The organism is Marinimicrobium sp. C2-29 (genome assembly GCF_038419845.1).
Taxonomy (GTDB): domain Bacteria; phylum Pseudomonadota; class Gammaproteobacteria; order Pseudomonadales; family Cellvibrionaceae; genus Marinimicrobium.
Genome location: NZ_JBCAQT010000011.1, coordinates 151,483 through 174,730 on the forward strand (window position 1 = coordinate 151,483; position 23,248 = coordinate 174,730).

Genomic DNA, 23,248 nt, shown 5'->3' on the forward strand with positions numbered 1-23,248 from the left:
ATTTATAATCCCGGTTTTGGCGGGGAGCGCAGTGCGCTCCCCGCTTGTCGTTTGGGGTCTGAGACAGGAGCGGGGGAGTGACGGGTCAGCCCAAAAGTCGGGTTCTGGATAAAGGGCTCTGGGGCATGAGCGCCCCCATGTTGGTGGATCAGGCGGTGACCTTCACTATTCCGCTCACCGACATGTTCTTCCTCAGTCGCATTTCCGATGATGCGGCCGCCGCCGTGGGAGCCGTCTCGCCGCTGGTGTTTGCCGGCAATACCCTGTTGATGATCACGGCCTTTGCCGGCTCCAGTATTGCCAGCCAGCGGATCGGCGCCGGCAAATATGAGACCGCCAATGCCACCATCATGGCCTACGTACTGCTGATTCTGGGGCTGGCGGTGCTGACGGCGCTGGCGATCAATACCGGTGGCGCCCAGGTGGCGGGCTGGATGCCGCTCTCGGAGGCGGTGGAAACCCACGCGGTCGTCTATCTGGGCATCATTGGCTGGATGGTGGCGATCTGGGGGCTCAGGGCCGCCTACCAGACCATTCTGAACGTCTACGGCGAACCCAAGTGGAACACGGTCAGTAACTTCATCTTTTTCGGCTGCAATATTCTGGGCAACAGCATCGTGATCTTCGGCCTGTTCGGGGTGCCGCCCATGGGCGTCGAAGGCGTCGCCCTGGCCAGCGTGGTCGCCATCTTCTGCAGTTTTGTGTTCACTTTCACCATAGTGCATTGGCATTTGGGGTTACGCCTGCCGTTCCGCCAGGGCCTGAAAGAATTCCGTGCGCTGATCAAACCGGTGCTGCGTATTGCCGCGCCTGCCAGCCTGGAGCCGGTGTCGTTCAATATCTACATGATCGTGCTCAACTGGATTGTGGCCGGGGTGGGGGATCTGGCGCTGAAGGTGAAGGTCTATACCTTCAACACCTTTCTGTTCTGCCTGATGATCTCGGTCGCGCTGAGCATGGCCACCGAGGTGATCATCGCCCAGAGGGTCGGGCGCGGGGAGTTCGACGAGGCCGATCGCCAGATGCGCCAGAGTCTCAAGGCGGCACTTTGGGGTACAGGGTTGTTGGCGCTGTTCTGGGTGCTGCTTAACCAGCCTGTGCTCGGCATTTATACCGATGATCCGGCCATTCTGGCCTATGGGCTCTGGGTGTTTGTGCTGGCGTTTCTCTCGGAGCCGGCGCGCACGGTGAATATTGTCATGGGCGCGGCCCTGCGCTCGACTGGCGACGCGGCCTTCATCTCCTATACCACCATCGCGGTCATCTGGCTGTTTTCGGTGCCGCTGGCCTATATTCTGACGATACCGATGGGGTGGGGCATCTACGGCGTGATGACGGCGGCGATTATCGATGAGTCGGTACGGGCGCTGATCAAGTGGTGGCGCTGGCGCCAACGCAAGTGGGAACATTTTGGTGTGGCGGCCTATGAAGCACGAGAGGCCAAGCGTCGAGAATACGCGAGTAGGGCACGATAAGCGTCAAGCGCACCTGCCTTCATGTTTTGGTACTTCGCATTGTTGTGCTGCGGGAAGGTATACGCCTTTGAGACACGCCGTAAATACATCCCTGTAGGCTCGATCACCTGCCGTCCAGGCAGGTGACGGTCTCAAAGGCGTATACCTTCCCTCCGCGGCGGGTGGCATCACGTTGGCGGGAGCTAAGCGACAAGGTCCGAACATCGCGGCGGGTGTGCGTTAAGTCTGCGTAGGGCGAATAAGCTGTAAGCGCATCCGCCATCATCATGTCCGGCCCGCTTCAGGGTCGATTGTTCCAAGAAACGTGGCACTAAATTGCGGCAGATGCGCTGTCGCTTATCTGCCCTACAGACACGTATGGCAGAGTCTACAAGGTGCGGAGGTCCGATCTGGGGTAGGGTCTTCCCGGACCGTCACCAACAGGATCTTGGTGGAGAGGCCCCAGGGGCCGCTCTATGGCATCCATGCCACCGCGGCATTAGTGAATCCATTCACGTCATGGGTTCACGCCGTGTCCGGGAAGACCCTACCCCTGAGCGGGCCGGACGTGAAGCTACCCACACCTCTCCATTTGGGCTATACCTTCCCGCAGCACAACAATGCGAAGTACCAAAACATGACGGCAGGTGCGCTTGACGCTTACCGTGCCCTACGGTTTGGAGAACGTTGGTAAACACAGTGGTCTTTTCGTTGTTATACTCAGGGTAACCACTTAACAGGTATGAGGAACGATTATGCCCGAACAGAGAGCGCAGAACCTGATCTCCCAGTTGCATGACATGTACGGGGACGACGAGCCCAGTGAGCAGCAGAAGCGGTTGATCCAACAACTGGAAATGCACGTGCATCCCAAAGGCACGAAAGATCAGTACGGTGAGCCCGAGACACTGGATACGCTGGAATATCTGGTGGAAGACATGGCGGTGGAGCATCCGCGCACGGCGGCGGTCATGCGTGAGCTGCTGGAAACGCTCAAGAACATCGGCGTCTGATCAGAGAGGGCGCCGCCTCACTTTTATCCTTTCTTCAAGTTTTTCCTTTCTCGTTAGGCTTTCCCGCCTGGGCACCAATCAGGCCCAGGCGAATGCCACGCCAGCCCGCTCTATGTAGCTGTACTCCGGTTTCTCCGTGGCCGGATGGCAGGGGTGGCGGAAATGGTGGTGATCGGCAGTCGAGCCCATGTACTCCCAGCCTTGTCCGGCACAGGCGCAGACCGGGTCGCCGCCGTTGCGCGGGTCACTGGCGAGCTGATCCCACATGTTTTGCCAATCGGGATGGGTGATGTTCAGGTATTCCATGAGCGGCCTCCGGCGCTTTGTTTATAGCTTTATTCTGGACAATTAATTCCGGGTGTCAAGTAAATTTTATAAGTACATGATTAATATAGTAAAAATACCTTTCGGATGTGCGCTGGTTCACGCCGAAAAGCGGTGACTTCTGTGCTGAATACAGCGTAAAAATGGCTTTTTTCGCGCTACTGCATTACAGTTACTGTAATGTTTTCTATCCGGCGACGAGGTGTGAGTGAATATCGGTGAAGCGGCGGCGCGCAGTGGGCTCAACAACAAGACCATTCGCTATTACGAGAGTCTCGGGCTGGTGGCCTCCCGCCGGCTGGCCAATGGCTACCGGGACTACAGTGAGAAGGACACCCAACAGCTGCTGTTCCTGCAGCGGGCCCGGGCGGTGGGGTTCAGCCTTGAGGAGTGTCGGGAGCTGCTGGAGCTATACCGCGACCCGGGGCGGCGCAGCGCCGAGGTGAAGGCATTGGTGTTGGACCGGGTGGGGCAACTGGATCGACAGCTGGCCGAGCTGCAGGCGATGCGCGAGACGCTGATGGGAATGGCCGAGCACTGCGCGGGTGATGAGGACCCCGACTGCGCCATTATCGATACCCTGGCAGAGCCCAAATTCAAGCTGGTGTGATGGGTATCCGTTTGATCGGTCTCAGGCGGCAGGAAGGTGTCAGGAGCGATAGACCCAGAGCTTGTTGAGCAGGAATGAGACCACCGGTACTGAAATCACCACCAGGCTCAGGGTGATGCGGTGGGAGAAGGCGGTGCCGTTTTCCAGAACGAACAGCAGTGCCTCACTGAACAGGAAGGTGGTCACCGAGGCGACGACAAAACGCTGCAGGTTGTGCCGACTGAAGGCCACCCGGAAAGTGAAATAGCCGTGGCCGAAGTAGGACACGCTCATGGCCGTCAGGTAGCCGATCAGGTTGGCAATATAGAGGCTGATTCCCAGGCCCTCGTGGCCCGCCAGTGCCACCAGGTAGTGGGTGAGCGTGGCGGCGACACCCACCAACCCGAAGCAGATGATCTCCCTAGGGTTGATCACGTTCGTCAAACCCCCATTTCTCGGCGACCAGGTAAATCGGCCGGTTTTTCACCTCCTTGTAGATGCGCCCCACGTACTCGCCCAGCAGCCCCAGGAAAAACAACTGGATTCCGCCGATAAACAGGATGGTGACCAACAGCGAGGCGTAGCCCGGTACATCCACCCCGGTAAATATGGTTTTGAGAATGACAAAGCTGCCATACATGAAGGAAAGAAAGGCCACGGTCAGCCCCAGATAGATACCAATGCGAATCGGGAAGGTGCTGAACGAGGTGATACCACTCAGGGCAAAATTCCACAGACGCCAGTAATTGAACTTGGTCTGCCCCTGGGCGCGCTCCTGGCGGTCGAATTCGATCACGGCGTGCTTGAAACCCGGCCAGCAGAAGAGCCCCTTCATAAAGCGGTCTTTTTCCGGCAACTGGCGGATGGCGTCCACGGCGCGGCGGTCCAGGAGTCGGAAGTCACCCACGTTCTCCGGGATGTCGATTTCGCTCATGCGGTTGAACAGCTTATAGAACCACTGGGCGGTCTGACGTTTGAGCAGGCTGTCGGCTTTGCGCGACGCCCGCTTGGCATAGACCACGGTATAGCCCTCGCGCCACTTGTCCACCATCTGGGTGATCAGCTCGGGCGGGTCCTGCAGGTCGGCGTCGATGGGCAGCACGGCGTCTCCGGTGGCGTGGTCCAGCGCGGCGGTCATGGCCGCCTCCTTGCCGAAGTTACGGCTCAGCGCCAGTACCTTGATGCGCCTGTCGCGCCGGGCGTGTTCCTGCAGTTGCTCCAGGGTGTCGTCGGCGGAGCCGTCGTCCACACAGATGATTTCGTAGTCGATGTCGATCTCGGCCATGGCCGCTTCCAGAGTCTCGAAGAAAAAATCGATTCCCTCGGATTCGTTGTACATGGGTGTGAGAATCGACAGTAGCTGAGTGCTCATTGCCGGTGCTCCGGATTCAGTGTTCGTTATTGTGTGCGCGCATTTTCCACAGTTTTTGGGGGTATTGACAGCCTCAGTGTGCCATTTTGTGCGGCCTGTCGCCATTTCCGCGCGCTCTGGCCCACTGGCGAGTCGGCCGCTAACTGCGTTAGAATGCGCGGCTACTGTCAGTTCGTCCTCCGGGCGGAAACGGCAACCCATTTTTCTTTCATCCGGTCATCGGACCTGAAGCGTTACCCCGGCCCGATGACTGGAGACTCAATCGATTAGGTGTTATGGAAGTCAATCCCTTAGTAAACCAGCTGAAAGACCTGTCTGAGCGCACCGATGTGCTTAGGGGGTATCTTTGACTACGATCACAAGAAAGAGCGTTTAACCGAAGTTGAGATGGAGCTGGGTGTACCCGATGTCTGGGAAGATCCGGACCGGGCTCAGGCCCTGGGCAAAGAGCGCGCCTCCCTGGAGATCGTGGTAAAGACCATCGACGACCTCGACACCGGCGTCAGTGACTGCCGGGAGCTGCTCGACATGGCGGTCGAGGAAGACGATGAGGCGAGTGTCGCGGATGTTGCCAGCGAGCTTGAGCAGCTCGACGAAAAGCTCCAGACGCTGGAGTTTCGCCGGATGTTTTCCGGCGAAATGGATGAAAACAACGCCTACCTGGACATCCAGTCCGGTTCGGGCGGCACCGAGGCCCAGGACTGGGCTGAAATGGTGTTGCGCATGTACCTGCGCTGGGGCGAACGCAAAGGTTTCAAAACCACGCTGGAAGAAGCCTCCGCCGGTGAAGTGGCAGGCATCAAAAGTGCCACCATCCACTTTGAAGGCGAGTACGCGTTTGGCTGGTTGCGCACGGAAACCGGCGTCCATCGCCTGGTGCGCAAATCTCCATTTGATTCGGGCAACCGCCGGCACACCTCTTTCTGTTCGGTGTTTGTGTCGCCCGAAATCGATGAGAACATCGAGATCGACATCAACCCCGGCGACCTGCGCACCGATACCTACCGGGCCAGCGGTGCCGGTGGTCAGCACGTGAACAAAACCGACTCGGCGGTGCGCATTACCCACACGCCCACCGGCATTGTGGTCAGCTGCCAGAGCGAGCGCTCTCAGCACCAGAACCGCGAGCGTGCCATGAACATGTTGCGCGCGCGGATGTACGAGCAGGAGATGCTCAAACGCAGTGCGGAAAAGCAGGCCATGGAAGACAACAAGGCCGACATTGGCTGGGGCAGCCAGATCCGCTCCTATGTGCTGGATGACCAGCGCATCAAGGATCTGCGCACCAACGTGCAGACCAGCAATTGCCAGACGGTGCTGGACGGTGGCCTGGATCAGTTTATTGTCGCCAGCCTGAAATCGGGGCTGTAACCTGTCCCGGCAGGTTCGCCCCAAACCGATATCCATCAACTTCAACTGTCAGAGACGCTATGAGCAACAAGCCCCAGCAGGATGAGAACAGCCTGATCGCCGAACGCCGCTCCAAATTGTCGGCCATCCGGGAAAACGGCAACCCCTTTCCCAACGACTTCCGGCGCGAACACACCAGCGCCCAGCTGCAGGCTGCCCATGGCGAAAAGACCAAAGAGGAGCTGGAAGAGGCGAAGCTTTCTGCCAGCGTCGCCGGCCGGATCATGGCCAAGCGCGGCCCCTTCATGGTGCTGCAGGATGCCGCCGGGACCATTCAGCTCTATGCCGACAAAGACACCCAGAAGACCATCAAGGCCACCTGGGGGCAGTTGGACATTGGCGATATCGTCGGTGCCAGCGGTCAGCTGCACAAATCCGGCCGCGGCGATCTGTACGTCAACATGGAACAGTATCAACTGCTGACCAAATCCCTGCGTCCGCTGCCGGAAAAGTATCACGGCCTGCACGATCAGGAGCAGCGCTACCGTCAGCGTTATGTGGATCTGATCGTCAATCCGGAAGTGCGCGATACCTTTCGCCTGCGCTCCAGATGCATCAGTTTCATGCGTAACTACCTGGATGGCAAAGACTTCATGGAAGTCGAAACGCCCATGCTGCAGGTGATTCCCGGTGGTGCCACGGCGCGTCCGTTCATTACCCACCACAATGCGCTCGACATCGACATGTACCTGCGCATTGCCCCGGAGCTCTACCTCAAGCGACTGGTGGTAGGCGGCTTTGAGCGCGTGTACGAAATCAACCGCAACTTCCGCAATGAGGGCCTGTCCACGCGGCACAACCCCGAGTTCACCATGCTCGAGTTCTATCAGGCCTACGCCGATTTCAACGACCTGATGGACCTGACCGAGAACATGTTGCGCGGCCTGTGCGAAAGCGTCATGGGCTCGACCGTCATCACTTATCAGGAGAGCGAGTACGATTTCGGCAAACCTTTCCGTCGTCTGTCGGTGTTCGACTCGATTCTTGAGTACAACCCCGAACTCAATGCGGACCAGATCAGCACCCTGGAGGGCGCCCGCCAGGTGGCCGAAAGCCTGAAAATCCCCCTCAAGGACTCCTGGGGCCTGGGCAAAGTCCAGATCGAGATTTTCGAAGCGACTGTCGAGCACAGGCTGGACCAGCCCACCTTCATTACCGAATACCCGACCGAGGTGTCACCCCTGGCCCGGCGGCTGGACAGCAAGCCGGAAGTGACCGAGCGCTTTGAGTTTTTCGTCGGCGGCCGCGAACTGGCCAACGGCTTCTCGGAGCTGAATGACGCCGAAGATCAGGCTGAGCGCTTTCAGGAACAGGTGCGTGAAAAAGACGCGGGCGACGATGAAGCCATGCATTACGATGCGGACTACATCCGCGCGCTGGAATACGGCCTGCCGCCCACGGCGGGGGAGGGCATCGGTATCGACCGCCTGGTGATGCTGTTTGCCGATGCCCCCTCCATCCGCGATGTGCTCCTGTTCCCGCACATGCGGCCCGAATAACCGATTGGAGCCCTATTTGGGGTAGGGCGGATAAGCGCCAAGCGCATCCGCCACAAAATTGCCACCTGCCGCCAATAAGACAGCTCTACCAACCGGAGATCGACAACACCATGAACAGCGTTGACGTCACCCTAGACAATGCCCAGCAACAGGTTATCGACGAATCCTTCAACCGTCTGGTTGTGGTTAACGTCTGGTCCGAGCGGAGCGAACCCAGCCGAACCCTGATGGCCACGCTGGAAAAACTGGCCAATGAATACCAGGGCCAGTTTCTCTTGGCCAACATCAACGGCGACGACCAGCAGATGCTGGCGAGCCAGTTCGGCGTGCGCAGCCTTCCCACAGTCATGCTGATCAAGGAAGGCCAGCCCAAAGACGGGTTTGCCGAAGCACTGCCGGAAGCCCAGATCCGTCAGGTGCTGGAGCAGTACCTGCCCAAGCCCTGGGAACAGGACCTGCAGAAAGCCCAGGCGCTGATCGAGTCGGGCGACCACAGCAGCGCCTTGCCGCTGTTGCAACGCGTGTACGAAGACGCCGGCCGCCCCCCGCAGGTCGCCTGCCTGTTGGCGCAGACGTTCATCGAACTCAACCGGGTGGACGAAGCCGAGCAGATGCTGAAAAACGTCAAAATGGCGGACCAGGACGAGCTTTACAAGCAGGTCAAGGCGCAGCTGGAGCTCAAGCAGCAGGCGGCCAAGACCCCGGAAGTGGAAAACCTGGAGCAGGCCCTGGAACAGGACCCGGACAATCTGGAGCTCAACTACAAGCTGGCGCTGCAGTACAATCAGGAAGGGTACCAGCGCCAGGCGCTGGAACGGCTGATCAAGATCCTGCAGCGCGACCTGGGCTACGCCGACGGCGGCGCCCGCAAAACCCTCACCGACATCATCGCCGCCCTGGGCAAGGGTGACCCCCTGGCGATCGAATTTCAGCGCAAGCTCTTTACTCTGCTGTATTAGTAGCCTGAGTCTTTCAGTCCGATGCGGGCCGCCAGGAGGGCTAACCCCTTTCCGGGACACGCTGTGAATACGTCCCTGTAAGCTCGTCGGCGGGGTCCCTCCCTTCGACGGTCCCGGAAAGGGGTTAGCCCTCCCGGCTTAGTGCCATACGAAGGAGTTTTTAGCTTCGATACTTGATGCAATTCAGGAGTTGAGTTGGGATGGGACGGCTCCAGATAGATCGAACCCGCTCAGCCCCTGAGGGACTGGCGGGTTCTGACCCTGAGCTTTGGTATGTATCTGTTGTTGGTATAACCGAAAATTGCCGATTTTTCAGGCCCCTTGGCGATTACGCTCGCCGTCAAGGTGGCCATACTATAAAATAAGTTGACAGCGCTGTCACCAGGGTTCGGTAAAAAATGTGAAGTGGTTTTTGTGTGACAATTGTCTGGAAAGTGGCGGTGGCGGTAAGGCGCCTTGCATCCCAGCGCTCATTCCCGGATAGTGCATCAAAATGCAATAAAGCGCAGAAAAATAACGCGGAGCGAGCAGTGACCAAAGCAACCATCGACAACGTCGCCGCCCTGGCCGGGGTATCCATCAAAACCGTCTCACGGGTCGTCAACAAAGAACCCAACGTCCGCCAGAGCACACGCGACAAAGTCCTCAAAGCCGTGGCCGAACTCGACTACCGGCCCAACCTGTCCGCCCGAAGCCTCGCCGGCAACCGCTCCTACGTACTGGGCCTGCTGTACGACAACCCCAGCGCCAACTACGTGATCGACGTCCAGGATGGGGTGCTCACCACCTGCCGGGCCCAGGGCTACGACGTACTGATCCACCCCTGTAACCATCAGGACCCCGACATTGGCAAAGAAGTGACCAACCTCATCCGCCAGACGCGGATCGACGGCATCATCCTTACACCGCCATTGTCCGATGTATCAGCCATACTCGAGGTGCTCAAAGACAGCCGCATCCCCTTTGTGCGCATTGCTCCCACACTACAGAAAGACCTCTGTCCCTACGTCGAAACCAACGATGCGGAAGCCGCCTACGACATGACCAACCAGCTGATCTCCCTGGGTCATCGGCGCATCGGATTTGTCAGCGGCCACCCGGATCACCGGGCGGTCAGCCACCGCTTTGAGGGCTATCGGGCGGCGCTGGTGGAAAACCACATTGAACTCGATGACGATCTGGTGGTGCAGGGGTATAACTCGTTCGAGTCGGGGGAAGAGGCGGCCAACACGCTATTGAACCTGAGTGCCAGGCCCAGCGCGATTTTTGCGGCCAACGACGATATGGCGGCGGGGGTGATGATGGTGGCCCACCAGATGGGCATTGATATCCCGCGAGAGCTGTCGGTTGCTGGCTATGACGATACGCCCGTCGCCCATCAGATCTGGCCGTCATTGACCACGGTGCGTCAACCGATCCAGGCGATGGCACAAAAAGCGACCGATTTACTGCTCAAGCAGCTGATGGGCAAAGAGGTACAGTTGCCCGCCAGCATGCTCAGCTCCAGCCTGATTCAGCGTGACTCTACCGGCCCGGCTGGCCCGGCGCGATAACGGTATCGACCAGCCAGGCTGCCGTGCCCACCAGGGCGGCCTTGTCATTCATGATCATGGTCAGGGGAATCTGACGTACATAGTTGCTCATCGGGCCCTTATGAGTGTAGCGCTCGACCAGGTCCGTGCCGGGAATGAAGTCGGCAATCCTGGGAATAATGCCACCGCCAAGGAAGACGCCGCCCTGGGCGCCCAGGCAGAGGGCCCGGTCGCCCACGGCGCTGCCCAGCATGGAACAAAACTGCTCAATACTGGCCCGGCACAGTGGGTCTTCGCCGCTCTGGCCCTTTTCGTTGATATCCGCCGGCTTGTAATCCTGGGCTGGCTTGCCCTCAATGAAGGCCATCGCCTGGTAGATTCTCACCAATCCCTGTCCGCACAGAAGGGTCTCGACCGACACATGATCCTGCTGGCGCATCATGTATTCCAGAATGGCGATCTCCCGGGCATTGCCGGGAGCAAAGTTGGTGTGGCCGCCCTCGGTGGGCACAATTTTCCAGCGCTCCTTGAAGGGAACCAGCGCGGCCATGCCAAAGCCGGTTCCCGGTCCCAGCACCAGGATGGGCGAGTCCGGTTCACGGCTGGCTTCGTGTAGGGGCTTGATCATCTCTCCGCGCAGGTGCGGAGTGGCATAGGCCAGGGCCGCAAAGTCGTTGATCACGTCCAGCGCTTCCATGCCCAGGTCCTGGCGCAACTGTTCTATCGAGAACTCCCAGTCCAGGTTGGTCATCCTCACCCGCCCGTTGTGGATCGGGCCGGCGATGGCGAAGCAGGCGAAGGCGGGCAGGGCGGTATCGACAACGCGAGCGTAGTCACGGATCATGCTGCCCAGATCCGGGTAGTCGGCGCATTTCAGGCTGTGTTGGTGCTGCGCGGTGTAGTCGGGGGGGCTACTGCGTGTTCCGTCAATCGCCACCAGGCCGAAGCGGGCGTTTGTGCCGCCAATGTCCGCAACCAATATTGAATCCATGGGACCCTCGCAAGATTCAGAGAAGTGGCCGGAGTCTACGGTCGATTGACAGCGCTGTCAATAGAGCGCTGGCTACCGGCGCCCGACTTGATCAATTTAGCAACAATGAGCGGGGAGAGCGAGCGGTGGGAGGGGGATCAGAAAATAATTTAGAATGTAACCGGTAACATTTGCTTTTGCAAAAAAATGTGATATCGTTTGCCTGAAGTCGATGGAAACGACAGCTGATTTTCTCTCAGACGGCCACAGCCGGCGCCGAGGGAAGATCCGATGTGAAAGGGAGGCGGTGAAACCGTTTACATGAGTGTTTTAGCCAATTCCCATCAGAAAATCGGACAGAAAAGCGCCGCTGTCGCGTAGTAGAGTGTTGACAGCGCTGTCACTGTCCAATAAAGTAACACCTATTGAGTGTGAAGATGAATTTCCTGCTTGAGCTCAAGAGCTTGGGCCGGTGCCGAAAAGCGCTGAAACACCAAGGCTCGCCCACAGAGCCAGTGTCAAACGCTTGGTGCCACAGTCTCTCACCCTCGATGTCTGGTTGATGCATCGAGGTCTCCCTCTTGCCCTTTACTTTGTAAAGGGCTTTTTTTTGTCTGAAATTTACTCCCCCTCCTCTTTATCTGTTCCCGGCGTCGTTTAGCTGGCATAATCGGCGGCTTTCATTGTTTTCCGGTTCAGAAACCCGGCTTCGGCCCGCTCTGCGTGGGCTCCAGGCCGTTTCACAGCTCAATCATCCGAGGACTCTCATGCAACCACAGGTCAAACCCCACAACCCCAATTTTTCCTCCGGCCCCTGCAGCAAGCGCCCGGGCTACGACGTCAGCAATCTGGATCTGGCCACACTGGGCCGCTCCCACCGCTCGGGCGTGGGCAAAGCGGCGCTGGGCAAGGCCTGCGAGGAAACCGCACGCCTTCTGGGGCTGCCTGAAGGATACCGCGTGGGTGTGGTGCCCGCGTCCGATACCGGCGCGGTGGAAATGGCCATGTGGTCGTTGCTGGGCGAGCGTCCGGTGGACGTCATGCAGTGGGAGTCATTCGGCAAGGGCTGGCTGACTGACGTCAACAAACAGCTGAAGCTGAAGGATGTGACCCCACTCGAGGCCGATTACGGCCTGCTGCCCGACCTGAGCAAAGCCAATTTTGATCACGATGTGGTCTTCACCTGGAACGGCACCACCTCGGGCGTTAAGGTGCCCAATGGCGACTGGATTCCCGATGACCGCAAGGGTCTGTCCATCTGTGATGCCACCTCCGCAGTATTCGCCATGGAACTGCCCTGGGAAAAGCTCGACGTGGTCACCTTCAGCTGGCAGAAAGTGCTGGGAGGGGAGGGCGCTCACGGTATGCTGATTCTGGGTCCGCGTGCGGTTGAGCGGCTGGAATCCTATACGCCGCCCTGGCCGCTGCCCAAAGTCTTCCGTATGACCAAAGACGGTAAGCTGATCGAGGGTATCTTCCGGGGCGAGACCATCAACACGCCTTCCATGCTGTGTGTGGCGGATTACCTGGATGCACTGGCCTGGATCGACGAGATCGGCGGCCTCCAGGCGGCCATTGGCCGCTCCCAGGCCAACCTGGCGGTATTGGCCAACTTCGTTGCCGAACACGACTGGATCGATTTTCTGGCCAAAGACCCGGCGACCATCTCCAATACCAGCGTTTGCTTTACCCTGGACGCCGAGCCGGACCGGGTGAAAGCGATGGTCAAGCTGCTGGATAAAGAAGGCGTGGCCTACGATATTGGTGCCTATCGCGACGCCCCTCCCGGCCTGCGCATCTGGTGCGGCGCCACGGTGGAAACCGCTGATGTCGAGGCGCTGCTGCCCTGGCTGACCTGGGCTTACGAACAGACCGCCTGATTTTTCGGATAATAAAAGGGACAAATCAATGTTCAAAGTGAAAACCTACAACCAGATTGCGGTAAAAGGTCTCGATCGATTCGAGCGGGATCAGTACGAAGTGGCCAGCGACATCAACGAGCCGGATGCCTACATCCTGCGCAGCCACAAACTGCACGCCGAGCCCCTGCCGGCCAGCGTCAAGGCCGTGGCCCGGGCCGGTGCCGGGGTCAACAATGTGCCGGTCGAGGAGTACACCAAAAAGGGCGTGGTGGTCTTCAACACTCCCGGCGCCAACGCCAATGCCGTCAAGGAGCTGGTGCTGACCGGGATGCTTCTGTCCTCGCGCGGCATTCTGCCCGGCATGGAGTACGTGCAGACCCTCACCGACATGACCGATGCCGAGGCCATGGGCAAACTGCTGGAGAAGCAGAAGTCCCAGTTTGCCGGCTCCGAATTGCGCGGCAAAACCCTCGGGGTGGTCGGGCTGGGTGCCATTGGTTCGATGGTGGCGGAAACCGCCCTGTCTCTGGGAATGGACGTGGTCGGTTACGACCCGGCTCTGTCGGTCGAGGCGGCCTGGCGCCTGCCCAGTCAGGTGGGGCGCATGGAAAACCTGCAGTCGCTGCTGGGCCGTGCGGACTATATCAGCCTGCATGTACCGGCCATTGATGCGACCAGGCACCTGATCAACGAAGAAACCCTGAAATCCGTCAAACCCGGGGCCGTGCTGCTCAATTTCGCCCGGGAAGCCATTGTCGATGCCCAGGCCGTGGTCGATAGCCTGGATGCGGGCCATCTGGGCCGCTACGTCTGCGACTTCCCCGAACCCTGCCTGCTGTCGCGCAAAGATGTGTACGCCATGCCGCACATCGGCGCCAGTACCGCCGAGGCTGAAGAGAACTGCGCAGTCATGGCCGCCAACCAGCTCAAGGACTTCCTGGTTCACGGCAATATCTTCAACTCGGTGAACTTCCCCTTTGTCGCCATGGAGCGCAATGGTGATCTGGACGCCCGGCTCACCTTTTCCAATGAAAACGTCTCTGGCGTACTCGGGCATGTACTGTCGGTACTGGCCGAGCACGACATCAACGTGGTTGATATGGTCAACAAGAGCCGGGGCGATATCGCCTATAACATCATCGACCTGGACCAGGTGCCGAGCGAAGCGGTGCGGCAGGCGGTGGAGCAGGTGGAGCATGTGATTTCCGTGCGCGTCCTATAAATTAATTTTCGGAGTCTAACCCTGGTCGCCCGGTGGGCTAACCCCTTTCCGGGACACGCTGTGAATACGTCCCTGTAAGCTCGTCGGCGGGGTCCCTCCCTTCGACGGTCCCGGAAAGGGGTTAGCCCACCGGGCTTAGTGCTATACGGTTAATTCTGAACTTCGGTCTTGAGTTTCAAGGCCCCTAAAGCGGCAAGGCGGAAAACCCTTGCCGCTTTTACATTACTATTGATTCTACTCCCTTCCTGTTAAATTCCTTTAAAATCAGTCAGTTAATAATAAATCTCAGTTTTGGCACACGCTTTGCTTTGTTATCGGTAATGAAACTTTGTTGCCGCTCAGGAGGCACGCATTATGGCCATCTCATTCGATTCCGCACTCGGCAATCACGAAGCCGCCTTCAAGTTACGCGCCCAGCGCGCGGAGTTGCTGGCCGAGAATATGGCCAATGTGGATACCCCCAACTACAAGGCCAAAGATCTCAACTTTCGCCAGGCGCTGGCCCGCGAAACAGGGGAGGGTTCCCAGTTCGGCATGGCGACCACCCATCAGGGCCACTTGGCCACCGACCACGGCAGCGAGACGGGCCACCCCGATGTGCAGTATCGGGTCCCCAACCAGCCCTCGATTGATGGCAACACGGTGGAAGAGCAGATTGAACACGCCGAGTACATGAAAAACGCACTGGACTTTCAGGCGAGCTTCACCTTCCTGAACAGCAAGTTTAAAGGCTTGAACACCGCGCTGCGCGGACAATAAACACACGAATTCTGACAGATAGCACTGCGGGAGTTAGAAATATGTCACTGGTCAATATTTTCGACGTCGCCGGATCCGGCATGAACGCACAGACTGTGCGTCTCAATACCACGGCCAGCAATCTGGCAAATGCCCAGACTGCTAGCTCCAGCATCGATCAGGTCTATCGCAACCGCCAGCCGGTGTTTGCCCAGATGCAGCAGCAGGCCATGGATCAAGGGAGTTGGGGCCAGGAGGACGGTTTCGGCTGGGAGGATGAAGCCTCCGGTCGCGGCGTCCAGGTGCTGGGCATCGTCGAAAGTGATTCACCCCTGGAGCGCCGCTTCGAGCCGGACCATCCCCAGGCGGATGAAGAGGGTTATGTGTTCTATCCCAACGTCAATCCCGTGGAAGAGATGACCAATATGATCTCGGCCTCCCGTTCGTTCCAGATGAACGTGGAAGTGATGAATAACGCCAAACAGATGGTGCAACGAGTGCTGACCCTGGGTCAGTAGGAGAGGGAAGCATGAGCCAGGTTAACAACGATCCGTCGGTCAACAGCGTTCTGAGTAATCTAAACGTCGCCAACAAAAACAAGGACGACGAAAAGCCCAACGAGATGGGGCAGTCGGCGTTTCTGGAGCTGATGATCACCCAGATGAACAATCAGGATCCGCTCTCGCCCCAGGACAATACCGAGTTCATTGCTCAGTTGGCCCAGTTCAGTTCCGTGGAGGGGCTTGAGCGCCTGAACAGCAACTTTGAAGATTTCAGCGGCAGCTTCATGTCCAACCAGGCGCTGCAGGCTTCCTCACTGGTGGGCCGCTCGGTTACCGTTCCGACCGAGTCCACTCAGCTGCTTGAGGGCGGAATCGTCAATGGCAGTGTCGATCTGGAATCCTCGGCCGGGGACATGCGCCTCAATATCTACGATGACAAGGGCGCGCTCGTGGCCAACGTCCCCATGGGAGCCCAGCCCGCCGGCGAGCTGGCGTTCCGTTGGGATGGCCAGAATATGGAAGTCAACGGGGAGCTGTTGAAGTGGCAGGGAGGTGAAGAGCCCGTCGCTCCCGGAGAGTATCGATTCGAAGCCATTGCAACCCAGAATGGTGAGAGTCAGCAGCTGGATACCGCCCTGAGCGCCAACGTCAATAGCGTGACTCTGGGTGATGATGGTCAGTTGACACTGAACCTGGCTGGCGTTGGTGCCGTCAATCTCGGTGATGTAAAACAATTCAATTAAGCGCTCCAGCGCGTAGCAGTGAGGAATAGACTATGCCTTTCAATACAGCTCTCAGCGGTATTCGTGCCGCCAGCTCCGACCTGGACGTTACAGGTAATAACATCGCGAACGCCAGTACCACCGGCTTCAAATCCTCCCGCGCGGAGTTTGGTGATATCTATGCCGGCAGCATCCTGGGGTCGACCGCCAATACGCCAGGTAGCGGCGTGAGCCTGCAGAACATTCGTCAGCAGTTCAGTCAGGGCAATCGCAACTTCACCGATAACTCGCTGGACCTGGCCATCAACGGCCAGGGCTTTTTCGTGACCAACAACTCGGGCGATCAGCAGTACACTCGCGCTGGCGCCTTCGGCCTGGATGATGAGGGCTTCATGGTTTCCAACGCAGGCGCTCGCCTGCAGGGCTTCGCCGCCGATGGCGACGGCAATCTTGATGGCGCGCTGAGTGATCTGCAGGTGGATGTCAGTGTCCAGGCCCCCCGACAGACCACCTTGAGTGAGGGGCGTTTCAATCTCGACGCCAACGAACCGGTGTTGGCCTCAACCGGTGCGGAATTTGAAACTGACGGAGCCGTCATCGGCATTGCCCAAGAGGGGCTGAAGGAAGCCACCTTTACCACAACGGATCTGGGCGCCATTGCCACGCCCATCAATTTCGCGAGCAATCCCACCAGTTTTGAGCTGGAGCTGACCGGCTCTTCGCCCGCCTCGGGCAATGGCACTGTGACCGTGGATCTCAGCGCTTCAACGGCCAACTCGGTGCAGGATATTGCCAATCTGATCAACAGCGAGATTTTCAGTGCCCCCTCACCGATTAACGTGCAGGCCGTGGCCGAGGGCGGTGAGTTGCGCTTTCAGGATCTGACCGAGGGGGTCAGCTCTACCATCAGTGTCAACACTCCAACGGGTACCAATGATCTGTCCACGGCTCTGGCAGGTGCCCCGGCCTCGGTTGCGGGTATTCCGGCTGTATCCAATGGCTACCTGGCACAGACCCTCGAGTTTGAGGGCCCGGATGGCAACATTACCAACTTTACCAGTGAGGAAGGCGCGTCTGCGGCCAAAACCGCTTCCGAGCTCAACTCGCTCGCCGGAATCACCGCCTCGGCTCAGACGGATGCCACTGTACTGGCGGGGACCTTCAATAACAGCAACAACAACTTTACCCTCAATGGCGTCAACCTGAACTCGACCACTCTCGACGGGCTCGCCAACGAGATCAACGATCTGGGAACTTCTCGCCTGGCCGGCATCAGCGCGGAAGTGAACGGCACCGGGGATCTGGAGATCACCTCGGCGGTGGGCACCGATCTGCGTTTTGCCTTTACCGGCACGGCGCCGGCGGGCAGTCTGGATGTCGTGGGTCGAACCGGAACGGGCATTCAGACCGTCAATGATCAATCCAGTGCGGCCGTGATCGGTGGGCGTCTCAACATCCTGATGGAAGAGGGCTACAGCCTGGAAGGGGCGAACCCCAGCGTGGGCAACCTGTTTGCTCCCCTGACCGAGGACAGCTTCTCTGATGTAGTGATCAACGCCTTCGATCCGGATGATCAGGCGACGTTCAATCATTCCACCAATTCCACGGTCTACGACAGCCTGGGCAATCCGCATACACTGGAGCAGTACTTCGTACGTCAGCCCTATGATCCGGGTGATGGGTCCACCTCGCCCAACCATTGGCAGATGCATGTTCAGGTCGATGGCCAGAACGTGGGTGATCCGGACCCGACCCTGCCGTCGCCTCAGAATACCGAGCCGACCATGGCAACCTTCAATGTGCACTTCAACAACGATGGTTCGCTGAACGAAGACCTGACCGATCCCATGTTGATTTCCAACTGGATGCCGCGCACCGAAGACGGTGACCCGGCCGGTGCCCTCGGCCCCTTGAATGTCCTTCAGGGCGGCCAGATTCCCGTCGAGGACCCACCCGCGAGCTCCAACTTCGAGATCAGTCTGGATGGAACCACCCAGTTCGGTTCCAATTTCGGGGTCGAGAGTCAGGACCAGAACGGCTACACCACCGGGCGTCTGTCCGGTGTGGACATCGCCGATGACGGCATCATCTTCGCCCGTTTCACCAACGGTGAGGCCCAGGTGCTGGGGCAGGTGGCTCTGGCCAACTTCAACAACATTGAAGGCCTGAAACCGGTGGGCGATACCTCCTGGGTGCAGTCGGCCGATTCGGGTGAGCCGGTCGTCGGCGCGCCCGGCTCCGCCTCTCTGGGGGTCATCAATGCCGGCGCACTGGAGGAGTCCAACGTGGATCTGTCCAGCCAGCTGGTGAATCTGATCATCGCCCAGCGGAATTTCCAGGCCAGCTCCAAGACCATCGAAACCGCCAACCAGATTACCCAGACTATTATTAACCTTCGGTAATAGCGTGCGGTGATGGTAATGGCGGATGCGCTTGACGCTTATCCGCCCTACATAGACCTCGAGGTTTCCGTAGGGCGGATAAGCCTAAGGCGCATCCGCCACAACCAACCACATTCAAAACCACACCCCGCCACCCACTTGGCACCCCTCTTGCATTATTCCCCCCAAGCGACAGTTTTTTGCCTCCTGTCTATCCATCCGCACGAGGCGTTAACGTTTCAGGGGAAGCACCATGGACAAGTCACTCTATATCGCCATGACCGGCGCCAAGAACAATATGATGGCGCAGACCAATCACTCCAACAACTTAGCCAACCTCAATACCACCGGCTTTCGGGCCGACTTTGCCCAGGCGCGCAGCATGCCGGTGTATTACGGCGATGGGCATCCCACCCGTGCCTACGCGATGACCGAAAGCCCGGGCAGTGATTTTTCCCAGGGGCCACTGAACGAAACCGGCCGGCAACTTGACCTCGCCATCGACGGTGAGGGCTTCATTGCTGTCCAGGCACCCGATGGCACCGAAGCCTATACCCGGGCCGGGGCACTGAATATTGACCCTCTGGGCGTGCTGCGAACCGCCGACGGCAAGCCGGTCATGGGCAACGATGGGCCGATTGCCTTGCCTCCGCTGGAGCACTTGGAGATCGGCAGCGACGGGACTCTGTCCATCGTGGCGCAGGGGCAGGGCCCGGAAGCACTGGTGGAAATCGACCGGATCAAACTGGTCAATCCGGATCTGCAGGAAGTGTCCAAGGGCGAGGATGGTCTGTTTCGCCTGAATGACAACCTGCCAGCCGAGGCTGATGCCGGCGTCAACGTGATCAGTGGTTTCCTCGAGGGGAGCAACGTCAACGCCGTGGACGAATTCACCCAGATTCTCAGCCTGTCACGCCAGTACGAGATGCAGCTGAAATTGATGCAGAACGTTGAGCAGAATTCCGAGAGTTCGGCACGGCTATTGCAATCTCAATAATAAGCGGACTTTTCAGTCCTGAACCGGCCGGCAAGCGGAAAGATCTTGCCGCTAAACAGGCCACACCGGCAAACACTTCAAGAGAGACACTGTCATGCACGCAGCTCTATACGTCAGCAAAACCGGCCTGAGTGCGCAGGATAAGCAACTGACCACCATCTCCAACAACCTGTCCAACGTGGGCACGGTGGGGTTCAAGCGCGATCGGGCGGTGTTCGAAGACCTGCTCTATCAAACCCAGCGGCAGCCCGGCGCCCAGGCCAACCAGAACAACGAATTGCCCTCCGGCCTACAGCTTGGTACCGGTGTGCGCGTGGTTTCGACCCAGAAAGAGTTCACCGCCGGCAGCCTGGAAGTGACCGACCAGGCGCTGGATGTGGCCATCGACGGCCGCGGTTTTCTGCAGGTGCTCAGGCCCGATGGCACGCTTGCTTACACGCGCAATGGACAACTGCAGATCAACGGTCAGGGCGAGCTCGTCACCAACAGCGGCCTTCTGATCGAGCCGGGCGTGGTGGTGCCGGAGAACACCAGCCAGATCAACATCAGTGAAGACGGCATCATCTCGGCGCACTTTGCCAACGATCCTCAGCCGCAGCAGATCGGCGACATCCAGATGGCCGACTTCATCAATCCGGCCGGTCTGGAATCCATCGGGGGCAACCTCTATGTCGAAACCGTGGCCAGTGGCAACCCGGTGCTCGGGGCTCCGGCTCAGGAGGGTATGGGCAAGTTGATGCAGGGCATGCTGGAGAGCTCCAACGTGGACATCGTGCAGGAAATGGTGGACATGATTTCCACCCAGCGTGCCTATGAGCTCAACTCCAAGGTCGTCTCCAGTGCCGACCAGATGTTGCAGTACATCAATCAGACGCTGTAAGACAGGCAACGGGGCCATGGCTATGTTAGGGCATTTACGCAAAGGGTTTTCTTTCAGCGCGCTGCTGGTGGCGTTGGCCGGGCTGTCCGCCTGCGTCACCTACGAGCGTCCGGTGCCGGGCGATCCCTACTATGCGCCCACGGTGGCGGCCACGGCGGATCTTCCGCAGCGCACCGAAGGGTCCCTGTATCAGGGCAACTACGGCATGGCGCTGTACACCGACCGCAAGGCACTCAACGTGGGCGACATCATCACCGTGACTCTGGCCGAGCGCACTGTCTCGAGCAAAAGCGCCGGCGTGTCGGTGCAGAAAGAAAACAGCATGGATTTCAACGCCGGGCCGCTGCTGGGTACCAACCCCAGTTTTCGGGGCAATACCCTGGAAACCAACATGGAGCAGAATCGCGATTTCAATGGCGATGCCGGCGCCGATCAGAGCAATAGCCTGGAGGGCAACATCACTGTGACCGTCGCCGAAGTACTGCCCAACGGCGGGTTGGTCGTGCGCGGCGAAAAATGGATCACCATCAATCGCGGGGATGAGTTTATTCGCATCAGCGGCATTGTCCGCCCGGACGATGTCTCACCCGATAACACCGTACCGTCCACTCGTCTGGCAAACGCGAAAATATCTTATAGCGGCACCGGTACGCTGGCCGATTCGCAATCGATGGGGTGGTTGGGTCGTTTCTTTAACAGTGGTTACTGGCCCTTTTAATGCTGAGGTGTAAACCCATGTTCAATCGACTATTGCTGGCCATTGTATTGCTACTGAGCAGTGCTTTCACTCAGGCCGAACGGATCAAGGACATTACCACCGTCGCGGGTGTCCGCTCCAACAAGTTGGTGGGCTATGGCCTGGTGGTAGGCCTGGATGGCACCGGGGACCAGACCAACCAATCGCCCTTTACCACTCAGTCGTTCAACAACATGTTGCAACAGTTTGGTATCACCATACCCGAGGGCACGCGCGTGCAGACGCGAAATGTGGCAGCGGTGATGGTTCAGGCCGAGCTGCCGGCCTTTGCCAAACCGGGCCAGACGCTGGACGTTACAGTCTCCTCCATCAGTAATGCCGACAGCTTACGGGGCGGTAGTCTGTTGATGACGCCGCTCAAGGGCGCTGACGGTGATATTTATGCACTGGCTCAAGGTAACCTGATAGTGGGCGGTTTCGGCGCCCAGGGGCGCGATGGCTCCAGCATCACCGTCAATATTCCCAGCGTGGGCCGTATTCCCCAGGGCGCCAGCGTGGAGCGGGAAGTGGAAACCAACTTTTCCTCCGGGCAGCCCATTGTGTTGAATCTGAACCGGGCTGATTTCACCACGGCCAACCGGGTCGTTCAGGCCATCAACGCCATGCTGGGGCCGGATGTGGCACGCGCCCAGGATGCCGTCTCGGTTGCGGTAAGCGCTCCGCAGGACCCGTCTCAACGGGTGGACTTCCTGTCGTTGCTGGAAAATATTGAAGTCACCCCCGGTGAAGAGGCGGCCAAGGTCGTGATCAATTCTCGTACCGGTACTATCGTGGTAGGGCAACATGTGCGCGTGTCGCCCGTGGCCATTACGCACGGCAGTCTGACTGTGTCCATCTCCGAAGACTATACAGCCGTGCAACCCAACCCGTTAGGACAGGGCGAGACCGCCATCGTGCCGGGAACGGATATAGAAATCACCGAAGAAACCAATCCCATGTTCAAGTTTGCACCCGGCAATACCCTCGAGGATATCGTGCGCGCGGTCAATAACGTAGGCGCTTCGCCCGGCGACCTGATGGCCATTCTCGAAGCGCTCAAACAATCCGGCGCGCTCAAAGCCCAACTGATGGTGATCTGATGATACCGCTCGATACCACTCAGGTACGCCAACAGATTCAGGATACCCACCTGAACAGTCAGGGGATGGAAGCCCTGCGGGCCAAAGGGCGCGAGGGCGATCCGGAAGCGCTGAAGGAAGTGGCCCGACAGTTCGAATCCATGTTTGTGCACCAGATGTTCAAGCAGATGCGCTCGAGCAATGAAGTATTCGGCAAAGACAGCTACTTCAGCAGTGAAGAAACCAAATTTCACCAGGAGATGCTCGACCAGCAGATGTCATTGGAACTGACCAAGGGCCGCGGCCTGGGCATGGCGGACATGCTCTATCAGCAGATGAGCGCGGCTTACGGCAAACATCTGAATACACCGGCCGAATCAGAGTCGCTGCCGGGTGACCTTTCGCGCAATGAGAGCCTCAATGCAGCGCCATCAGTCACTCGATCGGCCGCGCCTGCGGCGACCAGCGCGGTTGAACAGCGAGCGCCTCTGGGCGAGACCCCCCATGATTTTGTTCGCAGCCTACGGCCTCACGCCGAAGCCGCCGCGCAGCGGCTGGGTGTGAAGCCCGAGTCACTGATCGCCCAGGCCGCACTGGAAACCGGCTGGGGACAGCATGTGGTACACGGCAAGGATGGCGCTAACAGCCATAACCTGTTCAATATCAAGGCCGACCAGCGCTGGAGCGGCGATCGGGTCAATGTGTCCACATTGGAATACCGCAATGGTCTGCCGCAGATGGAGCGCGCCGATTTCCGGCAGTACCCGGATTACGAACAGAGCTTTGCCGACTACGTCGAATTTCTGCAGGACAATCCGCGTTATCAGGACGCCTTGAAAGCGGGCAACGACCCCGATCGTTATGCCGAGGCACTGCAGGAGGCCGGCTACGCGACCGACCCGGCTTACGCGGAGAAAATCAAATCGCTGTTGCGCTCGGAGCCAATGGCGACCCTCTCACAGGGTCCGGTCGATGAACCCTCCGATCCCAACGGCGCTTAACAGGT

The 23,248-nt window shown here is 58.8% G+C and carries 22 protein-coding genes; 18 read left to right on the forward strand and 4 right to left on the reverse strand.

Annotated features, from left to right (window positions below):
- Nucleotides 1-77: 77 nt before the first annotated feature.
- Together AAE484_RS12300 and AAE484_RS12305 are read left to right on the forward strand one after the other, a co-directional pair.
- Nucleotides 78-1,475, forward strand: a complete 1,398-nt coding sequence (locus AAE484_RS12300) for an MATE family efflux transporter (protein WP_341938695.1) — start codon at nucleotides 78-80, stop codon at nucleotides 1,473-1,475.
- A 734-nt stretch (nucleotides 1,476-2,209) separates the two neighbouring features.
- Nucleotides 2,210-2,467 carry a DUF4404 family protein gene (locus AAE484_RS12305; RefSeq protein ID WP_341938696.1) on the forward strand — a complete coding sequence of 86 codons (258 nt, stop codon included), beginning with the start codon at nucleotides 2,210-2,212 and terminating at the stop codon, nucleotides 2,465-2,467.
- Nucleotides 2,468-2,545: 78 nt separating this feature from the next.
- Here AAE484_RS12305 and AAE484_RS12310 read toward each other — a convergent pair whose 3' ends face one another.
- Entirely contained in the window at nucleotides 2,546-2,773 is a 228-nt protein-coding gene (locus AAE484_RS12310) for a 4-diphosphocytidyl-2C-methyl-D-erythritol kinase (RefSeq protein ID WP_341938697.1), read from the reverse strand.
- Between the two features lie 226 nt (nucleotides 2,774-2,999).
- Between AAE484_RS12310 and cueR the strand changes: the two genes are divergently transcribed.
- Entirely contained in the window at nucleotides 3,000-3,401 is a 402-nt protein-coding gene (gene cueR, locus AAE484_RS12315; RefSeq protein ID WP_341938698.1) for a Cu(I)-responsive transcriptional regulator, read from the forward strand.
- A gap of 39 nt (nucleotides 3,402-3,440) precedes the next feature.
- Here cueR and AAE484_RS12320 read toward each other — a convergent pair whose 3' ends face one another.
- Complete coding sequence (locus tag AAE484_RS12320) at nucleotides 3,441-3,815, reverse strand: GtrA family protein (protein ID WP_341938699.1); 375 nt, start codon at nucleotides 3,813-3,815, stop codon at nucleotides 3,441-3,443.
- Nucleotides 3,802-4,752 carry a glycosyltransferase family 2 protein gene (locus AAE484_RS12325; RefSeq protein ID WP_341938700.1) on the reverse strand — a complete coding sequence of 317 codons (951 nt, stop codon included), beginning with the start codon at nucleotides 4,750-4,752 and terminating at the stop codon, nucleotides 3,802-3,804. The genes AAE484_RS12320 and AAE484_RS12325 overlap by 14 nt, the downstream gene beginning before the upstream one ends.
- A 275-nt stretch (nucleotides 4,753-5,027) precedes the next feature.
- On the opposite strand from AAE484_RS12325, the gene prfB reads away from it, so the two are divergent.
- From prfB to AAE484_RS12345, 4 genes are all read left to right on the forward strand, one after another.
- A protein-coding gene (gene prfB, locus AAE484_RS12330; RefSeq protein ID WP_341938701.1) for a peptide chain release factor 2 occupies nucleotides 5,028-6,123 on the forward strand; the annotation gives its coding sequence in 2 pieces (ribosomal slippage) (nucleotides 5,028-5,099 and nucleotides 5,101-6,123; 1,095 coding nt in all).
- A 59-nt stretch (nucleotides 6,124-6,182) separates the two neighbouring features.
- Nucleotides 6,183-7,661 carry a lysine--tRNA ligase gene (lysS, locus tag AAE484_RS12335; protein WP_341938702.1) on the forward strand — a complete coding sequence of 493 codons (1,479 nt, stop codon included), beginning with the start codon at nucleotides 6,183-6,185 and terminating at the stop codon, nucleotides 7,659-7,661.
- 110 nt (nucleotides 7,662-7,771) lie between these two features.
- Nucleotides 7,772-8,620 (forward strand): co-chaperone YbbN, encoded by an 849-nt coding sequence (locus AAE484_RS12340; RefSeq protein WP_341938703.1) that lies wholly within the window; start codon nucleotides 7,772-7,774, stop codon nucleotides 8,618-8,620.
- Nucleotides 8,621-9,150: 530 nt separating this feature from the next.
- Nucleotides 9,151-10,173: a LacI family DNA-binding transcriptional regulator gene (locus AAE484_RS12345; RefSeq protein WP_341938704.1), complete on the forward strand. Its 1,023-nt coding sequence runs from the start codon at nucleotides 9,151-9,153 to the stop codon at nucleotides 10,171-10,173.
- Here AAE484_RS12345 and glk read toward each other — a convergent pair.
- Nucleotides 10,145-11,143 (reverse strand): glucokinase, encoded by a 999-nt coding sequence (gene glk, locus AAE484_RS12350; RefSeq protein WP_341938705.1) that lies wholly within the window; start codon nucleotides 11,141-11,143, stop codon nucleotides 10,145-10,147. The two genes, AAE484_RS12345 and glk, sit on opposite strands and share 29 nt — an antisense overlap.
- 746 nt (nucleotides 11,144-11,889) lie before the next feature.
- On the opposite strand from glk, the gene AAE484_RS12355 reads away from it, so the two are divergent.
- From AAE484_RS12355 to flgJ, 11 genes are all read left to right on the forward strand, one after another.
- Nucleotides 11,890-13,002: a phosphoserine transaminase gene (locus AAE484_RS12355; protein ID WP_341938706.1), complete on the forward strand. Its 1,113-nt coding sequence runs from the start codon at nucleotides 11,890-11,892 to the stop codon at nucleotides 13,000-13,002.
- Nucleotides 13,003-13,030: 28 nt separating this feature from the next.
- Nucleotides 13,031-14,206 (forward strand): phosphoglycerate dehydrogenase, encoded by a 1,176-nt coding sequence (locus AAE484_RS12360; protein ID WP_341938707.1) that lies wholly within the window; start codon nucleotides 13,031-13,033, stop codon nucleotides 14,204-14,206.
- A gap of 354 nt (nucleotides 14,207-14,560) precedes the next feature.
- Complete coding sequence (gene flgB, locus AAE484_RS12365; protein ID WP_341938708.1) at nucleotides 14,561-14,965, forward strand: flagellar basal body rod protein FlgB; 405 nt, start codon at nucleotides 14,561-14,563, stop codon at nucleotides 14,963-14,965.
- A gap of 41 nt (nucleotides 14,966-15,006) precedes the next feature.
- Entirely contained in the window at nucleotides 15,007-15,462 is a 456-nt protein-coding gene (gene flgC / locus AAE484_RS12370; protein WP_341938709.1) for a flagellar basal body rod protein FlgC, read from the forward strand.
- An 11-nt stretch (nucleotides 15,463-15,473) separates the two neighbouring features.
- Complete coding sequence (locus AAE484_RS12375; protein WP_341938710.1) at nucleotides 15,474-16,190, forward strand: flagellar hook assembly protein FlgD; 717 nt, start codon at nucleotides 15,474-15,476, stop codon at nucleotides 16,188-16,190.
- A 32-nt stretch (nucleotides 16,191-16,222) separates the two neighbouring features.
- Nucleotides 16,223-18,571, forward strand: a complete 2,349-nt coding sequence (locus AAE484_RS12380; RefSeq protein ID WP_341938711.1) for a flagellar hook-basal body complex protein — start codon at nucleotides 16,223-16,225, stop codon at nucleotides 18,569-18,571.
- Nucleotides 18,572-18,803: 232 nt separating this feature from the next.
- Nucleotides 18,804-19,547 (forward strand): flagellar basal-body rod protein FlgF, encoded by a 744-nt coding sequence (gene flgF / locus AAE484_RS12385; protein WP_341938712.1) that lies wholly within the window; start codon nucleotides 18,804-18,806, stop codon nucleotides 19,545-19,547.
- Between the two features lie 94 nt (nucleotides 19,548-19,641).
- Nucleotides 19,642-20,427, forward strand: a complete 786-nt coding sequence (flgG, locus tag AAE484_RS12390; protein WP_341938713.1) for a flagellar basal-body rod protein FlgG — start codon at nucleotides 19,642-19,644, stop codon at nucleotides 20,425-20,427.
- 22 nt (nucleotides 20,428-20,449) lie between these two features.
- The gene (flgH, locus tag AAE484_RS12395) at nucleotides 20,450-21,145 is read left to right on the forward strand and encodes a flagellar basal body L-ring protein FlgH (RefSeq protein WP_341938714.1); all 696 of its coding nucleotides are present in this window, start codon (nucleotides 20,450-20,452) and stop codon (nucleotides 21,143-21,145) included.
- Between the two features lie 17 nt (nucleotides 21,146-21,162).
- The gene (locus AAE484_RS12400; protein WP_341938715.1) at nucleotides 21,163-22,263 is read left to right on the forward strand and encodes a flagellar basal body P-ring protein FlgI; all 1,101 of its coding nucleotides are present in this window, start codon (nucleotides 21,163-21,165) and stop codon (nucleotides 22,261-22,263) included.
- The gene (gene flgJ / locus AAE484_RS12405) at nucleotides 22,263-23,243 is read left to right on the forward strand and encodes a flagellar assembly peptidoglycan hydrolase FlgJ (protein WP_341938716.1); all 981 of its coding nucleotides are present in this window, start codon (nucleotides 22,263-22,265) and stop codon (nucleotides 23,241-23,243) included. The genes AAE484_RS12400 and flgJ overlap by 1 nt, the downstream gene beginning before the upstream one ends.
- Nucleotides 23,244-23,248 lie beyond the last annotated feature (5 nt).

Bases quoted from the DNA above. Each gene is read 5' to 3' on its own strand.
- AAE484_RS12310 (WP_341938697.1), bottom strand. From the start codon at position 2,773: ATGGAATACCTGAACATCACCCATCCCGATTGGCAAAACATGTGGGAT.
- AAE484_RS12375 (WP_341938710.1), top strand. From the start codon at position 15,474: ATGAGCCAGGTTAACAACGATCCGTCGGTCAACAGCGTTCTGAGTAAT.
- AAE484_RS12305 (WP_341938696.1), top strand. From the start codon at position 2,210: ATGCCCGAACAGAGAGCGCAGAACCTGATCTCCCAGTTGCATGACATG.
- flgG (WP_341938713.1), top strand. From the start codon at position 19,642: ATGCACGCAGCTCTATACGTCAGCAAAACCGGCCTGAGTGCGCAGGAT.
- AAE484_RS12355 (WP_341938706.1), top strand. From the start codon at position 11,890: ATGCAACCACAGGTCAAACCCCACAACCCCAATTTTTCCTCCGGCCCC.
- lysS (WP_341938702.1), top strand. From the start codon at position 6,183: ATGAGCAACAAGCCCCAGCAGGATGAGAACAGCCTGATCGCCGAACGC.
- AAE484_RS12400 (WP_341938715.1), top strand. From the start codon at position 21,163: ATGTTCAATCGACTATTGCTGGCCATTGTATTGCTACTGAGCAGTGCT.
- glk (WP_341938705.1), bottom strand. From the start codon at position 11,143: ATGGATTCAATATTGGTTGCGGACATTGGCGGCACAAACGCCCGCTTC.
- AAE484_RS12340 (WP_341938703.1), top strand. From the start codon at position 7,772: ATGAACAGCGTTGACGTCACCCTAGACAATGCCCAGCAACAGGTTATC.
- flgJ (WP_341938716.1), top strand. From the start codon at position 22,263: ATGATACCGCTCGATACCACTCAGGTACGCCAACAGATTCAGGATACC.
- AAE484_RS12360 (WP_341938707.1), top strand. From the start codon at position 13,031: ATGTTCAAAGTGAAAACCTACAACCAGATTGCGGTAAAAGGTCTCGAT.
- flgH (WP_341938714.1), top strand. From the start codon at position 20,450: ATGTTAGGGCATTTACGCAAAGGGTTTTCTTTCAGCGCGCTGCTGGTG.
- AAE484_RS12380 (WP_341938711.1), top strand. From the start codon at position 16,223: ATGCCTTTCAATACAGCTCTCAGCGGTATTCGTGCCGCCAGCTCCGAC.
- AAE484_RS12325 (WP_341938700.1), bottom strand. From the start codon at position 4,752: ATGAGCACTCAGCTACTGTCGATTCTCACACCCATGTACAACGAATCC.
- flgF (WP_341938712.1), top strand. From the start codon at position 18,804: ATGGACAAGTCACTCTATATCGCCATGACCGGCGCCAAGAACAATATG.
- flgC (WP_341938709.1), top strand. From the start codon at position 15,007: ATGTCACTGGTCAATATTTTCGACGTCGCCGGATCCGGCATGAACGCA.
- flgB (WP_341938708.1), top strand. From the start codon at position 14,561: ATGGCCATCTCATTCGATTCCGCACTCGGCAATCACGAAGCCGCCTTC.